The 16889-nt window shown below is 63.3% G+C and carries 11 protein-coding genes and 1 pseudogene; 6 read left to right on the top strand and 6 right to left on the bottom strand.

The features are described 5' to 3' along the window. Window positions 1-22: 22 nt before the first annotated feature. Window positions 23-1096 (bottom strand): sigma-54 interaction domain-containing protein, encoded by a 1074-nt coding sequence (locus K5R88_RS03630; RefSeq protein WP_008028129.1) that lies wholly within the window; start codon window positions 1094-1096, stop codon window positions 23-25. 668 nt (window positions 1097-1764) lie between these two features. Here K5R88_RS03630 and K5R88_RS03625 point away from each other — a divergent pair. From K5R88_RS03625 to K5R88_RS03600, 6 genes are all read left to right on the top strand, one after another. Then, window positions 1765-2838 carry an ABC transporter substrate-binding protein gene (locus K5R88_RS03625; RefSeq protein WP_008028127.1) on the top strand — a complete coding sequence of 358 codons (1074 nt, stop codon included), beginning with the start codon at window positions 1765-1767 and terminating at the stop codon, window positions 2836-2838. A gap of 14 nt (window positions 2839-2852) precedes the next feature. Beyond that, a complete protein-coding gene (locus K5R88_RS03620; protein ID WP_226299212.1) occupies window positions 2853-4076 on the top strand; it encodes a lipase family protein in 1224 nt (407 codons plus the stop codon). Between the two features lie 15 nt (window positions 4077-4091). Next, window positions 4092-5300, top strand: a complete 1209-nt coding sequence (locus tag K5R88_RS03615) for an LLM class flavin-dependent oxidoreductase (protein WP_226299211.1) — start codon at window positions 4092-4094, stop codon at window positions 5298-5300. A gap of 4 nt (window positions 5301-5304) precedes the next feature. Further along, window positions 5305-6894 carry an ABC transporter substrate-binding protein gene (locus K5R88_RS03610; protein WP_226299210.1) on the top strand — a complete coding sequence of 530 codons (1590 nt, stop codon included), beginning with the start codon at window positions 5305-5307 and terminating at the stop codon, window positions 6892-6894. Window positions 6895-7078: 184 nt separating this feature from the next. Further along, window positions 7079-9661 (top strand): TonB-dependent receptor plug domain-containing protein, encoded by a 2583-nt coding sequence (locus K5R88_RS03605; protein WP_226299209.1) that lies wholly within the window; start codon window positions 7079-7081, stop codon window positions 9659-9661. Window positions 9662-9694: 33 nt separating this feature from the next. Continuing rightward, window positions 9695-10780, top strand: coding sequence for an LLM class flavin-dependent oxidoreductase (locus K5R88_RS03600; RefSeq protein ID WP_223452535.1), 1086 nt, complete (start codon window positions 9695-9697; stop codon window positions 10778-10780). Between the two features lie 148 nt (window positions 10781-10928). Here K5R88_RS03600 and K5R88_RS03595 read toward each other — a convergent pair. The 5 genes and pseudogenes from K5R88_RS03595 to K5R88_RS03575 form a co-directional block, all read right to left on the bottom strand. Continuing rightward, window positions 10929-11387, bottom strand: a pseudogene (locus K5R88_RS03595) (REP-associated tyrosine transposase). A gap of 202 nt (window positions 11388-11589) precedes the next feature. Then, complete coding sequence (locus K5R88_RS03590) at window positions 11590-13404, bottom strand: dipeptide ABC transporter ATP-binding protein (RefSeq protein ID WP_226299208.1); 1815 nt, start codon at window positions 13402-13404, stop codon at window positions 11590-11592. Further along, window positions 13401-14246 (bottom strand): ABC transporter permease, encoded by an 846-nt coding sequence (locus K5R88_RS03585; protein ID WP_192229264.1) that lies wholly within the window; start codon window positions 14244-14246, stop codon window positions 13401-13403. The genes K5R88_RS03590 and K5R88_RS03585 overlap by 4 nt, the downstream gene beginning before the upstream one ends. Window positions 14247-14256: 10 nt before the next feature. After that, entirely contained in the window at window positions 14257-15318 is a 1062-nt protein-coding gene (locus tag K5R88_RS03580; protein WP_226299207.1) for an ABC transporter permease, read from the bottom strand. Further along, complete coding sequence (locus K5R88_RS03575; RefSeq protein ID WP_192229263.1) at window positions 15311-16879, bottom strand: ABC transporter substrate-binding protein; 1569 nt, start codon at window positions 16877-16879, stop codon at window positions 15311-15313. The genes K5R88_RS03580 and K5R88_RS03575 overlap by 8 nt, the downstream gene beginning before the upstream one ends. Window positions 16880-16889 lie beyond the last annotated feature (10 nt).

Genomic DNA, 16889 nt, shown 5'->3' with positions numbered 1-16889 from the left:
AGAAATAAAGCGACGACGAGGACTATTCCTCCACCGCCAGTGTCTTGTTCAACTCCCCGATTTTCTCCAGCCGCGCCCGGACGATGTTGCGGCTGATGTTCAGCAGGCGTCCGGTCTGCAACTGGTTGCCGTGGCAGAACCGGTACGCCGCGCGGAAAATGGTTTCTTCGATATGTTCGTAAAGGTCCGGGATGTTCTGTTCGAACAGCGCGTTGAGGGCGGCTTCCAGGTCCACCGGGCCGGCGACGGCGTGGCTGGTTTGGCTGGCCTGTTCCTGGCGGATGCCGGAGGAACGCATGTCCACCAGGTGCAGATCCGCCGGGGCGACCCGCTGATTGCGGCACACCAGCAACGCGTGGTGAATGGAGTTTTCCAGCTCGCGGATGTTGCCTGGCCAGCTGTGCTCCAGCAGCTTGCGTTCGGCTTCGACGCTCAATGACGCGCGGTTGTAGCCCAGGCGCTGGCAATGTTCTTCGAGGAAAAACTCGGCCAGCGGCAGGATGTCGCCCGGTCGTTCGCGCAAGGGCGGCAGGCGAATGGTCGCGACGTGCAGACGGTAAAACAGATCCTCGCGAAAATGCCCGGCGACGACCGCATCCGCGAGGTTGACGTTGGTTGCAGCCACCAGCCTTACGTTGATCGGGATCGGCGTGCGCGAGCCCAGGCGCACCACTTCGCGCTCCTGCAAGACCCGCAGCAGTTTGACCTGCATGTTCAACGGCAGATCACCGATTTCATCGAGAAACAGCGTGCCGCCATTGGCCGCTTCGAACCACCCGGCCTTGTTGGTCGTGGCGCCGGTGAAGGCGCCTTTTTCGTGGCCGAACAGCTCACTTTCCACCAGGGTTTCGGCAAACGCTCCGCAGTTCACCGCCACGAAGGGTTCGCGTCCGCGGCGGCTCAAATTGTGGATATGCCGAGCGACCAGTTCCTTGCCGGTACCGGTCTCGCCAATGATCAATGTGTTGGCTTCACTGGGCGCCAGGCGCTCGATGCGGCTGAGCAATTCCTGGGAGCGCGGGTCCTTGAACACCAGGACGGTGGCCCGCACCGACTTGGTCAATTCGCGAGCGTTTGGATGAGTGATCAGCGACATGGTGCATTCCTGGCAGTAAAAGCGCGTGCTCAATAGTGCATGAAGTTGTTTAGACTAAAAAATTCTTAATTAGTATTTATATATTCCCTAAAAACATATGCAACGCAACTGCTGCCAGCCTGCTGCTGGAGCAGCAATTGGCACGCACCGGCCTGCTTGCACATCAACACCCCACGCTCCCCGTCGCGCCCTCCCCTCGCCCTGAAACCCAGCCCCTGCGCGGCCTGCAGCGCGTTTTCAGCGCAGTGGCATGCAATCTGCTCTCTCCCATGTGCACCGCAAAACTTTGTAGGAGCTGGCTTGCTGGCGATGGCGTCGGCAAAAACGCCGCCAGGCTTGAAGGCCCCATCGCCAGCAAGCCGGCTCCTACAAAGACTGTGTTCACAACGCTGGAAAAGGGGTGCGCCGCAATCCCCGTGTAGGAGCCGGCTTGCTGGCGATGGCGTCGGCAGAAACGCCGCCAGGCTTGAAGGCCTCATCGCCGGCAAGCCGGCTCCTACAAGGATGGGGTTCACAACGCAGCAGCATCGGACACCGCAAAACCCTGTAGGAGCCGGCTTGCTGGCGATGGCGTCCGCAGAAGCGCCGCAAGGTTTGAAGGCCCCATCGCCGGCAAGCCGGCTCCTACAAAGACCGGGTTTCGCCAATAGCCATTTAGGGAGAGTTCAATGAAACGTTTCTGGCGCAACAGCCTGGTCGCCTTGACCGGGTTTCTGCTCAGTGCCACGGCGCTGGCCGGACAGGCACCGGCGTCGGTGAAGATCGCTATCGTCGCGTATACGCAGGGTGGCAAACCGGTATTCGGCGGGATCGCCGGGCGGGTGATCGAGGACGGCTGGCTGGAACAGCAACTGGCGCAGCGCGGCGTGAAGCTCGACTGGATCGCCCTGCCCCACGCCGGCGCCGGGCCGCAGATCAACGAAGGTTTCAGCAACAACAGCATCGACTTTGCCGTGCGCGGCGACCTGCCTTCCGTCATTGCCGGGGCTGGCGGCGTGCCGGGCAAGCTGATCGTGCCCGGTGGCAGCGGCAACAACATCTATCTGGTGGTGCCCGCCGGTTCCAGCGCCAACAGCATCGACGACCTCAAGGGTAAACGCCTGGCCCTGCATCGCGGTCGTCCGTGGGAGTTCGCGTTCAGCAACTTCCTCGCCAGCAAGGGCCTGAAGCTCGACGATTTCAAGATCGCCAACCTCAATCCGCAAGTTGGCGCCGCAGCGGTGTCCGCTGGCAAAGTCGATGCGGCCGTCTTGCTCAGCGAAGCCTATGCGCTGGAAGACAAAGGCGTCGGCAAGATCATCTGGTCGACCAAGCAAGGCGCCAACGACTGGCGTCTGGTCTCCGACCTCTGGGGCACCGACAGTTTTGTCGCGCAGCACCCGGACATTACTCAACTGCTGGCAACCGCCTGGATCAAAGCCGCCTGGTGGATCTCCCAGGAACAAAACCAGGACGCCTACTACGAACTCTCCTCCCGCGCCGGCACCGCTGAAAGCGTGCTGCGCCGCGACGACCAGAACGATCCCGTGGCCTGGAAAGACCGCTGGGCGCCGAAAAGCGACCAGCAACTCAAGGCCCACTATCAGGCGCTGACCGCCTATGCGCTGGCCAACCACCTGATTCGCGACACCTATGACATCACCCCTTCGCTGGCCACCGGTTTCACCAACCAGGCGCTGATCGATCTGAAACTCACCGACTACTGGCCGGCCCTGCGCGGCCAGGTCAGCAACAATCCATGAATAGGGAAATCCAGATGAAACTGCCGCAACAATTCGTTTTCGGTCTGAGCGTCCTGGCGCTGTCCATGAGTGCCATGGCCGCCGGTGCCCACGCCCCCAAACCCGACCCGCAGCAAGGCGATGGCCGCGTCTCGGCGTTCTACACCTGGCAAGAGGTGATCCCGGCCACGCCAGGCAAACTGCTGCGCAGCGAGCCGCTGGAAAAAAACCTGAGCCTGCCCAACGCCGCCAGCGCGCAGCGGATTCTCTACACCTCCACCGACGGCATCGACAACAAGACGCCGATCGTGGTCTCCGGCACGTTGTTCCTGCCCAAAGGCAAGGCGCCCGCCGGTGGTTGGCCGGTTGCCAGCTGGGGGCATGGCACGGTCGGTGTGGCCGATGTGTGCGCGCCGTCCTGGCAAGGTCGCTCCTACCGTGACGTGCAATACCTCAGCCGTTGGCTGGATGAAGGTTATGCCATCGTCGCCACCGACTATCAGGGCCTCGGCGTCCCCGGCGGCCACCCGCTGCTGAACAATCGCATGGCCGCCTACGGCATTCTCGACGCGGCAAAAGCCGTGGTTGCGGGCGTTCCGGGGCTGGCCAACAAAGTGCTGATCGTCGGTCAGTCCCAGGGTGGCGCGGGCGCCTTCGCCTCGGCGGCCTATGCCCCGACCTACGCGCCGGACCTCGGCGTCAAAGGCAGCATCGGCACCGGCGTGATCTATACCGTCGGCGCGAAAAACGTTGGCGAACAGGACGTCAACAAAGTCGATGCATCCCTCGCCTACGGCTTCTACACCCTGCTCGCGGCCCAGCAATACGACCCGAGTATCAACCCCAAGGATTTCTACACCGACAAGGCCCTGCCGCTGTTCGAACAAGCGCGCACCAGTTGCCTGGCAGCGCTGGTCAGCGATGTGGTCGGCGTCGGCCTGACCCCGGCCAATGCCAAGAAAGACTACAAGGGCGACCAGCTCGCCGCATGGCAAAAACAGGTCTCCTACCCGACGCTGAAGCTGGCCCAGCCGATCTTCATCGGCACCGGCGCCGAAGACAAAACCCCGGCCGCCTCGACACAGGTCGCGCTGATGCAGGACGCCTGCAAGACCGGCTCGGTGGTTGAAGGCCATCTCTACAAAGGGCTGGGCCACAGCGAAACGGTCAACGCCTCGCTCAAGGATTCGGTGCCGTTCGCGCACAAGGTCATCAACGACCAGCCCATCACCCCGATCTGCAGCCCCAGCGTGCAGTAAGACGGAGCCTTCGACATGAGTATTGAATTCTTCACCCGCCTGCCCCTGCATGGCGAAACCCAATTCCTCCCCGGCGACCCGCGCAACCGTGGCGACTGGCACCGTGGCGGCCCGAGCACCGGCGCCGTCTCGGGGTTCAGTGTCGGCGATCACTTCACCTACATCGACTACCTCGGGCAGATCGCCAAGGCTGCCGAGATCAACGGTTTCGGCGGTGCGCTGATGGTCAACGCGCCCTCCGGCGAGGAGCCGTGGACGGTCTGCTCACTGCTGGCCCGGGAAACCCGCACGCTGAAATTCGTCACCGCGTTCCAGCCCTATCACTACACGCCGTGGGTAGCGGTGCAGCAGGCCGCGACCTATCAACGGGCGACCGGCAACCGGCTGGTGTGGAACATCATCAACGGTGGTTCGGATGCGATTCAGCGCCAGGTCGGCGATTTCAGTGATCACGATGAACGTTATGAGCGCGCCATCGAGTTCATGGACGTGGTCAAGGGATACTGGCACTACGAGAATTTCCACTACGAGGGCAAGTTCTACAAAGCCGAGGGTGGTGGCCTGCGCGGGCCGTTGAAGAAAGCCGAGCTGCCGCTGATCTGCACCGCCGGCTCGTCGATTCCCGCCCGGGAGTTCGCTGCCAAACACGCTGACTTCTACCTGATGCGCGCCGAGCACCCGAACGAGATTGCCGCGCTGATCGCCGACATTCGCGAGCGTGCACTGAAGTACGGACGCAGCGACATTCGCTTCGGTTTGTCGATTGACGTCATCACCCGCGAGACCGAGGAACTGGCCCGCACCGAAGCCAGGCGCTTCTTCGATGAAGGCATCGCCAGGGGCGCGGTCAAGGCCGTGGCTGCGCATGCCGGGCTGCGCACCGCGCGCAAACTCAGCTATGAAAACGAGTTCGCGCAGAAGACGGAAACCCAGAGTTTCGATGACTTTTTCATCCACCCGAATGTATGGACCGGCTTCGGCTACATCGGCATTCCGCCGGGCTGCGCGCTGGTGGGCAGTTATGAAAATGTCGTGGCGCGGATTCGCGAGTACAACGCCATCGGCATCGACCTGTTCTTCCTCGCCGGTTACCCGCATCTGGAAGAAGCCTATCGCCTGGGCGAGCACATCCTGCCGCACTTTCGCGGCGAGCGCGCCGAACTGAGCCGCCCGCTGCCGGCGCCGCTGGAACTGCGTTCCGCCAACGGTCCGGCCGGAGCCTGATGCCATGAGCGAGGATCATTCATTGTTCAGTCGCCGGGATTTTCTCGGTCACAGCGCACTGCTCGGCGGCGGTTTGCTGCTCGGTGGCGGCCTGCTCGCCGGGTGTGGCCCGAGCGGCGAAAAACCGGCGGCGGCCATTGCCACTGCCGACGATCAGCCGCGTTATGGCGGACGCCTGCGCCTGGGGATTCTCGACGGCAACCAGAGCGGCAACCTCGATGCGCACAAACCCATCGGCAGCGGCATCGTTCGTGGCTTTGCGCTGTACAGCAAGCTGTGGGAATGGGACGAGCAGATGCAGCCGCGCCTGGCCCTCGCCGAGTTCGCCGAGCCGAATGCCGATGCCAGCAGCTGGACGTTGCGCCTGCGCCCCGGGCTGGAATTCCACCATGGCAAGACCATCGATGCCGATGACCTGATCTTCTCGATCCGCCGCCTCACTGACCCGCAATTGGCCTCGCCCTATGCCGCGCTGTTGCACTGGGTGGACCGCAACAACCTGGTCAAGCTTGACTCGCGCACCGTGCGCCTGAACTTCCGTGAAGGCCGCAGCTATATGCCGCTGGCGGAAACCTGGGTCAACTTCGGCGGCATCGTGCCGGTGGACTATCACCCGGTGAGCAATCCGGTGGGCGCAGGTCCCTACAAACTGAAAAGCTTCACCCCCGGCCAGCGCTCGCTGTTCACCCGCTTCGAGAACTACTACAAGGACGGCAAACCCTACGCCGACGAACTGGAAATCATCGATTTCAAGGATCAGGTTTCGCGCTTGGCGGCCCTGCGTTCCGGGCAGATCGACATGGCCAACGTGATGCCCACCGAACAGCTGGAAGTGCTGCAGCACGACCCTCGGCTCAAGGTGTTGAAATCGGTGACCGGCAACTGGTTGTCGTTCGACATGAACCTCGACAAGCCACCGTTCAACGATCCACGGGTGCGCGAGGCCTTTCGCTTGCTGGCGGATCGCGAAGAACTGGTGCGCCGGGCGCTCAACGGTCAGGGCCGCGTGGCCAACGACCTGTATGCGCCGAGCGATCCGACCTTCAACCACACGCTCGGGCCGCGTCCCCACGATCCGCAGCGCGCGGCGCAATTGCTCAAGGAGGCCGGCTACGAAAACCTTGAGCTGGAACTGGTGACCACGCCGGGGCCGGGGCTGACGTCGGCGCTGGTGCTGGCCGAACAGGCCAAGCGCATTGGCGTCACGCTCAAGGTCAAGCAAGTGGACCTGGCCACGTTCCAGGGACCGCTGCGCACCGACTGGACCTTGAGCACCGGCGGCAGCATCGGCGCGCCGTTCCTGGCCAGTGCGATCCACACCGACGCGCCGTTTGCCGTGGCCAACAAGACGCACTTCAAGGATGCGCAGTTCAGCGAGCTGTTTCTGGCGGCCATGGCCCAGCCCGATCTGGAGAAACGCAAGGCGTTGGTGCATCAGGTTCAACAAATCCAGTACGAACGCGGCGGCATGCTGATCTGGGGCTACGCCGACCTGCTCGACAGCGTGGCCAACCGCGTAGGCGGCGCGGCGGCGGAAGAGTCGCTGTTCAGCACCTGGCGGTTTGAAAAGCTCTGGTTGAAAGACACGGCGTAACACCTAACAACATACCCTACGGGAACGAATCCTTGTAGGAGCCGGCTTGCTGGCGATGGCGTCATAACGGCCACCACCGCCATCGTCGGAACGCCGCCCGCAGCAAGCCGGCTCCTACAAGGTCGGGGGGTGTCAGGAAGCGCCTACAAATTTCCATGAATTTTTATCTCGAGGCTCATTTGCCATGCCCTCTATCGCCTTTCGTTTGCCCGTAAAACGCTCCGCCCTGGCCATGGCGGTGATGTCGACCCTGTCGACACCGACCTTCGCCGCCGACACCCAACTGCAAACCGTCACCGTCCAGGCGAGTGCCAGCGAGTCCGACGATGACGCGCTGCCCACCCGGCCACCCACATCCGTCTACGGCGGCATCGAAACCAAGGTGCTCGACACGCCGCGCTCCATCACCCAGATCAACGCCGAGCAACTGGCCAACGACTCGATCCGCAGCGCCGATGACCTGGTGAAATACGCCCCCGGCATTACTCGCGGCGGCGGCCAGAACGCCGGCCTCGCCCCGCAGTTCCGCGCCCAGGGTTCCGAAGTGTTCCAGGACGGGCAACGCGCATACGGCGTGCGCCACCCGGCCAACTTCAACGCCTACGAAGGCGCCGACATCGTCGCCGGCCCGTCCTCGGTGACCTACGGTTCGGTGTCGGGCAGTGGCGGCTACGTCAATTACCTGAGCAAGAAGCCCAATTTCAACGAATTCAAAACCAAACTCAGCGGCGAACTGGGCGCCTGGGTGCCGGACGGTGAATCCCGCGATTCCAGTAAATTCAGCATCGATAACACCGGGCCGCTGACTGACAACCTCGCCTATCGCTTGAGCATCACCAAGCAGCGCCAGGAAGACTTCTACGACAACGTCGACAACAACTTCGACGCGTTCTACGGTGCCCTCGCCTGGCGCAACGACACGGTGCGGGTCGACTGGAACGCCAGCTACGACAATTACTACGACTACAACATCACCCACGGCTGGAACCGCGCCAACCAGGAACTGGTGGACAGCGGCAAGTACTACGCCGGGCGCGCCACGCCGATCATCCAGAACGGCAACACCTTGTGGTCGCCGGTGCTGGCGTCCGGCGCGGCCGATGCGCCGACCCTCGGCTGGGTCAAACGCCAGCGCAACGCACAGGGTCAATACAGCGTGGTCAACGGCAGCTTCCAGACGGCCTCGCCCAACACCCAAAGCAACCCCGGCAGTTTGCGCGGCTGGGTGTATGACCCGACGTTGACAGGCAATGGCCTGACCAGCCTGTCGTCACAAACCGGCCAGCGCGATGAAGACGAAAACAGCTCGCGGCGCTTCACCACACAGCTGCGGGTCGAAGCCGACCTGACACCAACCATCACCCTGACCAACAGCACCTTCTACCAGCGCTCCAAAGACATGACCGATGCGGTCGGTTCTTTCCAGGTGCAGTCCAAGGACAACCTGTTCGATAACCGCTTCGAATTCCGCTCGCGCAACGAAGCGCAACTCGGCGGCCTGACCCTGCGCGATGACAGCAACACCGGGGTGATCTACCGCCGCGAGTTCAACCAGTCGATCGCCGCCAACAACAACTTCGGCTCGACCATCAACGCCTATGACTTGACCCAGGACCCGTCGGGCAAGAATCCTGGCACTTTGCTGGGCCTGACCGGCTCCAACCCCGCCGGCGGCAATGGCGCGTGGATCGGCCAGCCCGGTGTGGCGCAATTCTCCAACTACTACGGCTGGCTGAATCTGCCGGCGATGTACCCGGCGGGCCACGGCTTGTACGCCGAGTCGGTGGCGCCCTACACCGCCGAAAGCACCTGGACCACCAAGACCCTGTTCAGCCAGCACAACCTGCGATTCGGTGACAGCGTCGGTCTGAACATTGGCGCCAGCCGCAGCTGGATCGACGCTGAAATCGAGAACCCGTTCGTGCTGGCCGGCGGCAATCCGCGCAAGGACAGCGACAATTATCGGCTGTTCGCGTTTCAGGTCAGCCCTTACGTCAAACCGACCGAAAACAGCACGCTGTATTACACCTTCGATCGCTCATTGGCGGTCAATACCGGGTTCTTCTCCAACGGCCTCGGCTGGGGCAGCGGCGCCGGTGCCAATCAGCTCAACCCGCTGGCCTTCCAGAGCCTCAGCGTATTGCACGAAGTCGGGCTGAAAGTCGAAGCGGTGCCCAACGAACTGTTCATGACCCTGGCCGCGTTCAAGCAGGCGCGGGATCAATCGCCCGACAGCAATAACAACATTGCCCGACTGGTGATCAAGGGCGTGGAATCGACCCTTCGCTACCAGCCGGACAATCATCTGCGCAGCGGTCTCAACCTGTCGAAACTCAGCGCCTACAACGAGTTTGCCTCCCAGGCCGGCTTCGCCTCGGCCGGGTTTGTGCCCGACAACGGCACGGTGTTCGGCGACAACAACAGCCTTAATCAGCGACCGTCCGGGCGCTTCGATGCGGTGCAGATTCCCGAGTACACCGCCAGCGGTTATGTCGACTATCGCTTTGACTCGGGCTTCGGCGCCGAGCTGTCCGGCTGGTGGACCAGCAGCTGGTATTTGAACCTGAGCAAGACCGTGAAAATCCCCGACGAGTACAACCTCGACCTCGCGGTGTATTACCGCCAGCCGCAATGGAGCACCACGTTGCGGGTGCTCAACCTGACCAACGAGCTGAACTTCGTCAGCGGCCTGGCCGGCTCGACCAATACCTTTTTGCAGCCCATGCCTGGCCGTACGTTGCTGGCCCAGGTGGATTACCAGTTTTAACGCAGCCGCACCTATCGCTATCAGGAGTGTTCCATGTCCATTGAATTTGTCGGCATGATTTTCCCCCGCCAGTGGTCCGAGACCCGTGGCATTCGCAGCGCGGATTTCGATCTGGACTTTATCCGCCACCACGCCCGTGCCCATGAACACGCAGGCTTCGACCGGGTGCTGATCGCCAGCGGCCCGGGCAGCGCGGACAGTTTGCAGATTGCGGCCTACGCGGCGGCGCACACCGAGCGCCTGGGTTTCATGATCGCCCATCGTCCGGCATTGAACGCCCCCACCGCCGCTGCCCGAGCCTTCGCGACACTCGATCACACCACCGGCGGCGGGCGGATTCGCCTGCATGCGATTACCGGCATCACCGCCGAACCCCAGGAAGGCGACTTCCTGCTGGACAAGATCGAACGCTACAAGCGCACCGATGAGTACCTGGAGATCGTCCGGCGCACCTGGACGGCTGAAGAACCGTTCGACTTCGAGGGGCAGTATTTCAACATCAAGGGCGCCTTCTCGCCGGTCAAGCCATTGCAGCAGCCGCACATTCCGATTTCCTTTGGCGGGTCGTCGGACATTGCCTATCAGATCGCGGTGAAACACGCGGATCTGTATGCGCTGTGGGGCGAACCGCTGAGCGGCGTCGCCGAACAGATCGGCAAACTGCGCGCGGCGGCAAGTGCGGCGGGCGTGGAAGCGCCACGGGTGAGCCTGTCCGTGCGCTTGATTCTGGGGGCGACCGAAGAATTGGCGTGGCAGCGGGCGGAGCAGATTCTGGAACAGATCAAGGCCAATCCACAGTTCGCCGCCGGCAGCCCCTGGCAAAAACGCATCAAGGGCACCGGCTCCGAACGCTTGCTCGCCGCTGCGGCACAGGGTGATCGTCACGACCGCGCCCTGTGGATGCCCACCGCCACCGCCGTCGGCGCCTACGGCGACACCACCGCCCTGGTCGGCACCCCGGAAACCGTGGCCCAGGCGTTGCTCGATTACGTCGACCTGGGCGTGACCACCTTCCTCAATCGTGGTTATGACCCGCTGTACGACACCGTCGATTACGGCCGCTGGATCATCCCGGCGGTGCGCGAGGAAGTACGGCGGCGCAAGGCGCGGGTGGCGTAGCGTTCACCATCGAATCGTCGGAACGCCGCCCGCAGCAAGCCGGCTCCTACAGATTTGTGTCGCGCCACAACTCTGCGTACATACACGGACTCTGTAGGAGCCGGCTTGCTGGCGATGGCGGCCTGACAGCCACCACCGACTATCCCGGCTACAGCCACTTGGCATCCCACAGCGGATAATCATGCACGCGCGTGACAAGCCCCGCGCGCAATGGATTGGCTACGATATATCGCGCCACCGCCAACAAATCCTCCTCCCGACGAATCGCCCGATCATGAAAGCCTCTTTGCCAAAGCGCCCCCCTGCGTTGCAGACGTGCATTCACCGCCCTGGCACTGCGCGATTTGGTCGCCAACATCAACGCCGGCAATGTGCTGTTCTTCAATTCGAGCAGCCAATGGAAGTGATCCGGCATCACCACCCAGACCAGGGAGTCGGCCCATTCCTCGGTCTGTGCCTGGCGAAACTGTTCCACCACCAAGCGTCCCGCACGCCAATTGGCAAAGACGGGATCACGGTTATGGGTGACGGCAGTGAGCAGTTAGATTTGGCCGGATTCGGAATAGCGCCCGGCGCGCAGGTGGTTAGCGTGGGGAAGATCGGGCATTCCATTGCCCTCCTGTGTTTTTGGGAGAAACACAAGGCTAGTGCGCAGGAGGGAGGCCGTTGCCAGAATTCGGTTCCGGATGTGTCTGGACGATCGCCATCGCCAGCAAGCCGGCTCCTACAGGTTTGTGTCGCGCCACATTTCTGCGTACACACACATACTCTGTAGGAGCCGGCTTGCTGGCGATGGCGATGGTAGCTGCCTACAAAGATCCACCGCCCAACGTCGGCGAGTTCTCCAGCAACGTACGCGTATACGCCGCCTGCGGCTGATCCAGCACATCGTCCACCGCCCCCTGCTCCACCACCCTTCCCAGCTTCAGCACCAACACCCGGTCGGCAATCGCGCGAACCACGCCGAGGTCGTGGGTGACGAACAGCAGGGTCAGCCCTTCGAGTTGCAATTGCCGCAACAACGCCAGGATCGAAGCCTGCACCGACACGTCCAGCGCCGAGGTAATTTCATCGCAGATCAGCAGTTTCGGCTCACACACCAGCGCCCGGGCAATGGCCACGCGCTGGCGCTCGCCGCCGGACAGGCTGTGCGGATACAGATCGGCCACCGACGCCGGCAGCGACACCCGCTTGAGCACCGCATCCACGCGCTGGCGCGCAACACTGCCCTTGATGCCGAAGAAGTGTTCCAGCGGCGCACTCAGGGTCTGGTAAACGGTTTGTCGCGGGTTCAGTGCCCGGTACGGGTTCTGAAAAATGTACTGAATCTGGTGCCGTTGCCGCCCGTCACGTCGGCGGGCCGACAAGCTCAGCGGCACACCCGCATAGTGCAAGTCGCCCTCGGCGTTTTCCCCGAGCCCGGCGATGGCCCGGGCCAGGCTAGTCTTGCCGGAACCGGATTCGCCCACCAGCGCCAGGCATTCCCCGGCGGCCACCCGCAGAGAAACGTCGAACAACACCTGTCGATCGTAGGCCACGTTCAAGTCTTTGATCTCCAGCAACGGCGCCCGCTCCACCGGCACATCGACAGCCGACACCGGCGCCTGGGCAACTAGCTGCAAGGCCTGAAGATGCGGATCGAGACACGCCACTCGCTGCGCTGAAGACAGGTCGTGCAAGGCCGGCTCAGCCTGCGAGCACTCGGCGGTGCGACGCGAACACCGAGGCGCGAAAGCACAGCCGTGCGGTCGCTGCCCCGGTGCCGGGGCATGCCCCGGGATCGCCTGCAAATCGCGACGTTGCGCCACATCGGGAATCGCCGCCAGCAGGCCTCGGGTGTACGGATGAGCCGGCCGCGTGAACAACGCTTCACGGTCGGCGACTTCGACGATGCGCCCGGCATACATCACCATCACCCGGTCGACCAGGTCCTTGATCACCGCAAGGTCGTGGGACACGTACACCGCCGCCACGCCGAGGCTTTTGCACAAGCGGCGCAAGGTCGCGAGGATGTGCGCCTGAGTGGTGACGTCCAGCGCCGTGGTCGGTTCATCGAGGACGATCAACTGCGGACGCAGGACAAACGCCAGCGCCAGCATCACCCGTTGCTGCTGCCCACCGGAGAGCTGATGGGGGAAGCGCCGCAAAAACGCTGCATCATCTGGCAAGCCAACATCACGCAAGGTATCGACGATGCGCTGCTGTTGCGCCGCACGATCCAGTTCAATCTGATGCGCACCGAGGGTTTCGCGCAGCAGACTGCCGATGCGCAGCGCCGGGTTCAGCGCCGTCGCCGGGTCCTGCGCGACGTAGCCGATCAGGCTGCCACGGGCCCGGCGCAACGCTTCGCCCTCCAGGGTCAGCAGCGAATGACCGGACACCTCGACCTGCCCGCCGACAATCCGCGCCCCGCGTCGGGCATGGGCGAGCAACGCGGTGGCCAGGGTCGTCTTGCCGGAGCCGGACTCGCCGACCAACCCCAGAATCTCGCCCGCCTCAAGGCTGAACGAAACCCCGGACAGCACGTCAATCTGTCCCGCCAACTCGACCCGCAAATCCCGCACCTGCAACACCCCGGCAGTGGTCACCGGCGGGCGGGACTCGATCCCGGCAATCGCATTCATGGCTGCTTTTCTCCGATCCGTGAACTGCTGCGGCCGATGCCTTCAGCGAGGATATTGGTGCCATAGGCGAAAATGCCGATCAGGATCGCCGGGGCCAGCACCGCCCACGGCTGCACCAGCAAACCGGCCTGGTTTTCATTGATCATCAGCCCCCAATCGGCGGTCGGCGGCGCCACGCCGTAGCCGAGAAAACTCAGGCCCGAGAGCATGCCGACGCCCCAGGTCAGCATGTTGCCGAAATGCACCAGCAGCGGCGTGAGGATGTTCGGCAGGATCTCCCTGAACAGAATCCGCCGCCGCGAGTAGCCCATCATCTGCGCGGCCTCGACGAACTCCTGCCCCGCCACCGCCACCGCACTGCCACGGGCCAGGCGGATCACACCGGGCGTGAACGCGATGGCCACAGTCAACACGATCAACCACGGCGCGCGGCCGAGCATGGAGACAATCAACAACACCAGAATCAGGTCGGGAAAGGCCAGCGACACGTCCGCCAGCCAGGTAATCAATTGGTCGAGCCGGCGCCGGGAAAAACCCGCCAGCAACCCCAGGGTGCTACCGGTCAACAGCGCAATCGAGGCCGCCGCCACCGACATCCACAACACCGAGAGGCCACCACTGAGCAAGCGTGACACCACGTCGTGCCCGAGAAAGTCATAGCCCAGCAACGCCGCGCCAACCGGTGCGCCGTACACCGAACCAAGCATTTCCGTCGGGCTGTGCGGCGCCAGCCACGGGCCAGACAACGCCAGTGTCACCACCAGCGCAGTGATCAGCGCGCCCTTGCGGGTTTGCGGTTCCGCCAGCCAGACCTGCCAGCGCGAACGTCGGGAGTCAGTCATGTTTTACCTCTCAAGGCGCCTTGGATGGGGAACGTCGCCACCACGGCTGAATGCCCCGGCGGTTACGCTGAATCATGGTCACGCGGCGGGCGGTGCGCAGTTTTGGCGTAAGCAGCACGGTCAGCAGATCGGCGAGCAGGTTGATCAACACCACGCCGAGGGTGATCACCAGCACGATGGCCTGGACCATCGGCAAGTCGCGCATCTGGATCGCCGAATTCAGCGAAGTGCCAATGCCGGGGTAACTGAAAATCACCTCGGCCAACAGCGCGCCGCCGATCAGCGTTCTCAGCGTCAACGCCACGCCTTGAATCGCCGGGATCAGTGCGTTGGGCAGCGTGTGGCGCCAGACGATGCGCCACTCGGGAATGCCGCGCAGGCGCGCAGCGATCACGTAATCGGACTCCAGCGCCTCGATCATCGAGGCCCGCACCATGCGCGTCAGGTACGGCAATGCCGACAGGCTCAGGGCCAACACCGGCAACACCAGGAACTGCAATTGGCGCAGCAACGACTTGTCCGGATCGAGGATCGACACCGCCGGCAACAGGTCCATGTGCGGCATGGAAAACAGCAGCACCAGACCGATGGCCAACAGAAATCCCGGCGTGGCTTTAAGGAAGATCAGCAGCGACAGGCTCCAGCGATCCAGCCGACTGTCACGGCGCAACGCCAGGGAAACGCCGAGCAACAACGCCGCCGGCACCACCACCGCAATGACCCCGGCGAGCAGCGCCAGGGTGTAGCCGAAACGGCCGAACAGAATGCTGCCGACCGGCGCGTTGGAGTCGAGCGACACACCGAGCTCGCCGCTCAGGGCGTGCCCGAGCCAGCGCAGGTACTGTTCGAGAATCGGCCGGTCCAGACCCAACTGGCGTTGCAAGGTGAGGATGCTTTCCAGCGGCGCGTCGGGGCCGAGAATCACCCGGGCCGGGTCCGAGGGCAGCGCCTGCGTGGCGATGAACACCACCAGGCTGATGACCCACGCCGTCAACAATCCGTAAGCCAGGCGCCCGATAAACCACGACAGCCAGGCTGGCGTGCGGGGTTCTTTGCAAGAAAGCTCAGGCATGGTTCACCCACAATTCATCAAAACGCCAGGAGGCAAACGTGGTCTGTTCAGGCTGCAAACCGCCGACCCGCACCGATGCCGCGTCCAGCACATCGTTGAAGCCCCAGATCAACAAGCCACCGCGTTCGTGTTGAATGCCTTGCGCTTCGTGCACCAGCACTTTGCGTTGCTCAAGGTCGGGTTGCGCCAGCGCCTGGCGGTACAGCGCGCTGAAGCGTTCATCGTGGAAGTTGCTGCGGTTGTAGATGGCCTGTGGCGCATCGTTGTGCAGCGCCGACGCGAGAAAACCCCGGGCCGGTGTGGAGCCCGGCGACAGCAGCCAGTTTTCCCGTTGCGGACCGTTGAACACCGAGCCATCGACCTGAGTGACCTTGATCTCGACCCCAGCCTTTTTCGCCTGTTGCGCAAACACCAGCGCCGCGTTGACACCCGGCCCCGGCGTGGTGGTCAGCTCCACCCGCAGGTCGGTCTGCCCGGCCTGGCGCAACAGCGAACGCGCCTGTTCCAGGTCGTAGGGACGCTGGGCAATGCTGTGGTTATAGGTGGGGTCGTGGGGCGAATACAGGTCGTTGGCGATGCGCCCGAAACCGTTGAGGCCACGGTCCACCAACTCGCGACGGTCGGCCAACAGGCGGAACGCCTGGCGCACCCGCTGATCCTGAAACGGTTGCTTCGCCAGATTCAGATTGAACCCGGTGAACGAGGTGCTCGGCGAGGCGTACAACCTCAGCCGCGAGTCGGCCTTGAGCAGTGCGCTGTGTTCGGCTTGCACGCCGCTGGCCACGTCAATCTGCCCGGCGCGCAGGGCGGCGGCGCGGGACACCTGGTCCTTGAACTCGATGATCTCCAGTTCATCGGCATAGGGTTGGCCGGGCTTGTAGTAATTCTCGAAGCGCTGATAAAGCGAGCGCTGGCCGGGAATGAAACTCTTGAGCTTGTAGGGGCCGGCGCCGACCGGGTTGCTGACGGGATCGTAATCGGTGGGGACGATGCCGCCGAAACTGATCAGGGTTTCATCCAGCGGGTAAAAGCTCTGGCCTTCCTTGAAGCGGATTTCGATGGTGCGCGCATCCAGTTTGCGCAACGCGTTGCGGTCGATCGCGCCCACCAGACCGGCGAATGGCGACGCCAGTTTCGGATCGGTCAGGCGCAGGATCGAGAACAGCATGTCATCGGCGCCGATGCTCTTGCCGTGATGGAACTCCAGGCCCGGCTTGATGCGAATGGTCCATGCGCTGGCGTCGGCGTTGGGCTCGGCAAACTCGGCCAGGGCCAGGCGCGTGCTGACGTCGGTGTTCCATTCCCAGAACTTGCTGTACAGCGCCCAGCCGCGAATGATCCCGCCGCCCACCGGTTTGTGCGCGTCGAGGTTGCCCGACTGATCGCCATCGATGATGCCGACCCGCAAGCGACCGCCGCGCACCGGAGTGCTGGACAATGCGGCCGCACCGCTGACCTGCGCCCCGCTGTCGCATCCGCTGAGCAGGCTGCTGCCGAGCAACAGGCCGCCACTGACCGCCAGGCCATTGCCGAGAAACCGGCGACGGGAAAATTCGTTCATCGCTGTCTCC

Origin of the sequence: Pseudomonas sp. MM213, from assembly GCF_020423045.1 — a bacterium.
In the GTDB taxonomy this organism is placed as follows: domain Bacteria; phylum Pseudomonadota; class Gammaproteobacteria; order Pseudomonadales; family Pseudomonadaceae; genus Aquipseudomonas; species Aquipseudomonas migulae.
The sequence above is the reverse complement of the archived record's forward strand: the minus strand, read 5'-3'. Positions and strand labels throughout refer to the sequence as shown.

Bases quoted from the DNA above. Each gene is read 5' to 3' on its own strand.
- K5R88_RS03630 (WP_008028129.1), bottom strand. From the start codon at position 1,096: ATGTCGCTGATCACTCATCCAAACGCTCGCGAATTGACCAAGTCGGTG.
- K5R88_RS03625 (WP_008028127.1), top strand. From the start codon at position 1,765: ATGAAACGTTTCTGGCGCAACAGCCTGGTCGCCTTGACCGGGTTTCTG.
- K5R88_RS03620 (WP_226299212.1), top strand. From the start codon at position 2,853: ATGAAACTGCCGCAACAATTCGTTTTCGGTCTGAGCGTCCTGGCGCTG.
- K5R88_RS03615 (WP_226299211.1), top strand. From the start codon at position 4,092: ATGAGTATTGAATTCTTCACCCGCCTGCCCCTGCATGGCGAAACCCAA.
- K5R88_RS03610 (WP_226299210.1), top strand. From the start codon at position 5,305: ATGAGCGAGGATCATTCATTGTTCAGTCGCCGGGATTTTCTCGGTCAC.
- K5R88_RS03605 (WP_226299209.1), top strand. From the start codon at position 7,079: ATGCCCTCTATCGCCTTTCGTTTGCCCGTAAAACGCTCCGCCCTGGCC.
- K5R88_RS03600 (WP_223452535.1), top strand. From the start codon at position 9,695: ATGTCCATTGAATTTGTCGGCATGATTTTCCCCCGCCAGTGGTCCGAG.
- K5R88_RS03590 (WP_226299208.1), bottom strand. From the start codon at position 13,404: ATGAATGCGATTGCCGGGATCGAGTCCCGCCCGCCGGTGACCACTGCC.
- K5R88_RS03585 (WP_192229264.1), bottom strand. From the start codon at position 14,246: ATGACTGACTCCCGACGTTCGCGCTGGCAGGTCTGGCTGGCGGAACCG.
- K5R88_RS03580 (WP_226299207.1), bottom strand. From the start codon at position 15,318: ATGCCTGAGCTTTCTTGCAAAGAACCCCGCACGCCAGCCTGGCTGTCG.
- K5R88_RS03575 (WP_192229263.1), bottom strand. From the start codon at position 16,879: ATGAACGAATTTTCCCGTCGCCGGTTTCTCGGCAATGGCCTGGCGGTC.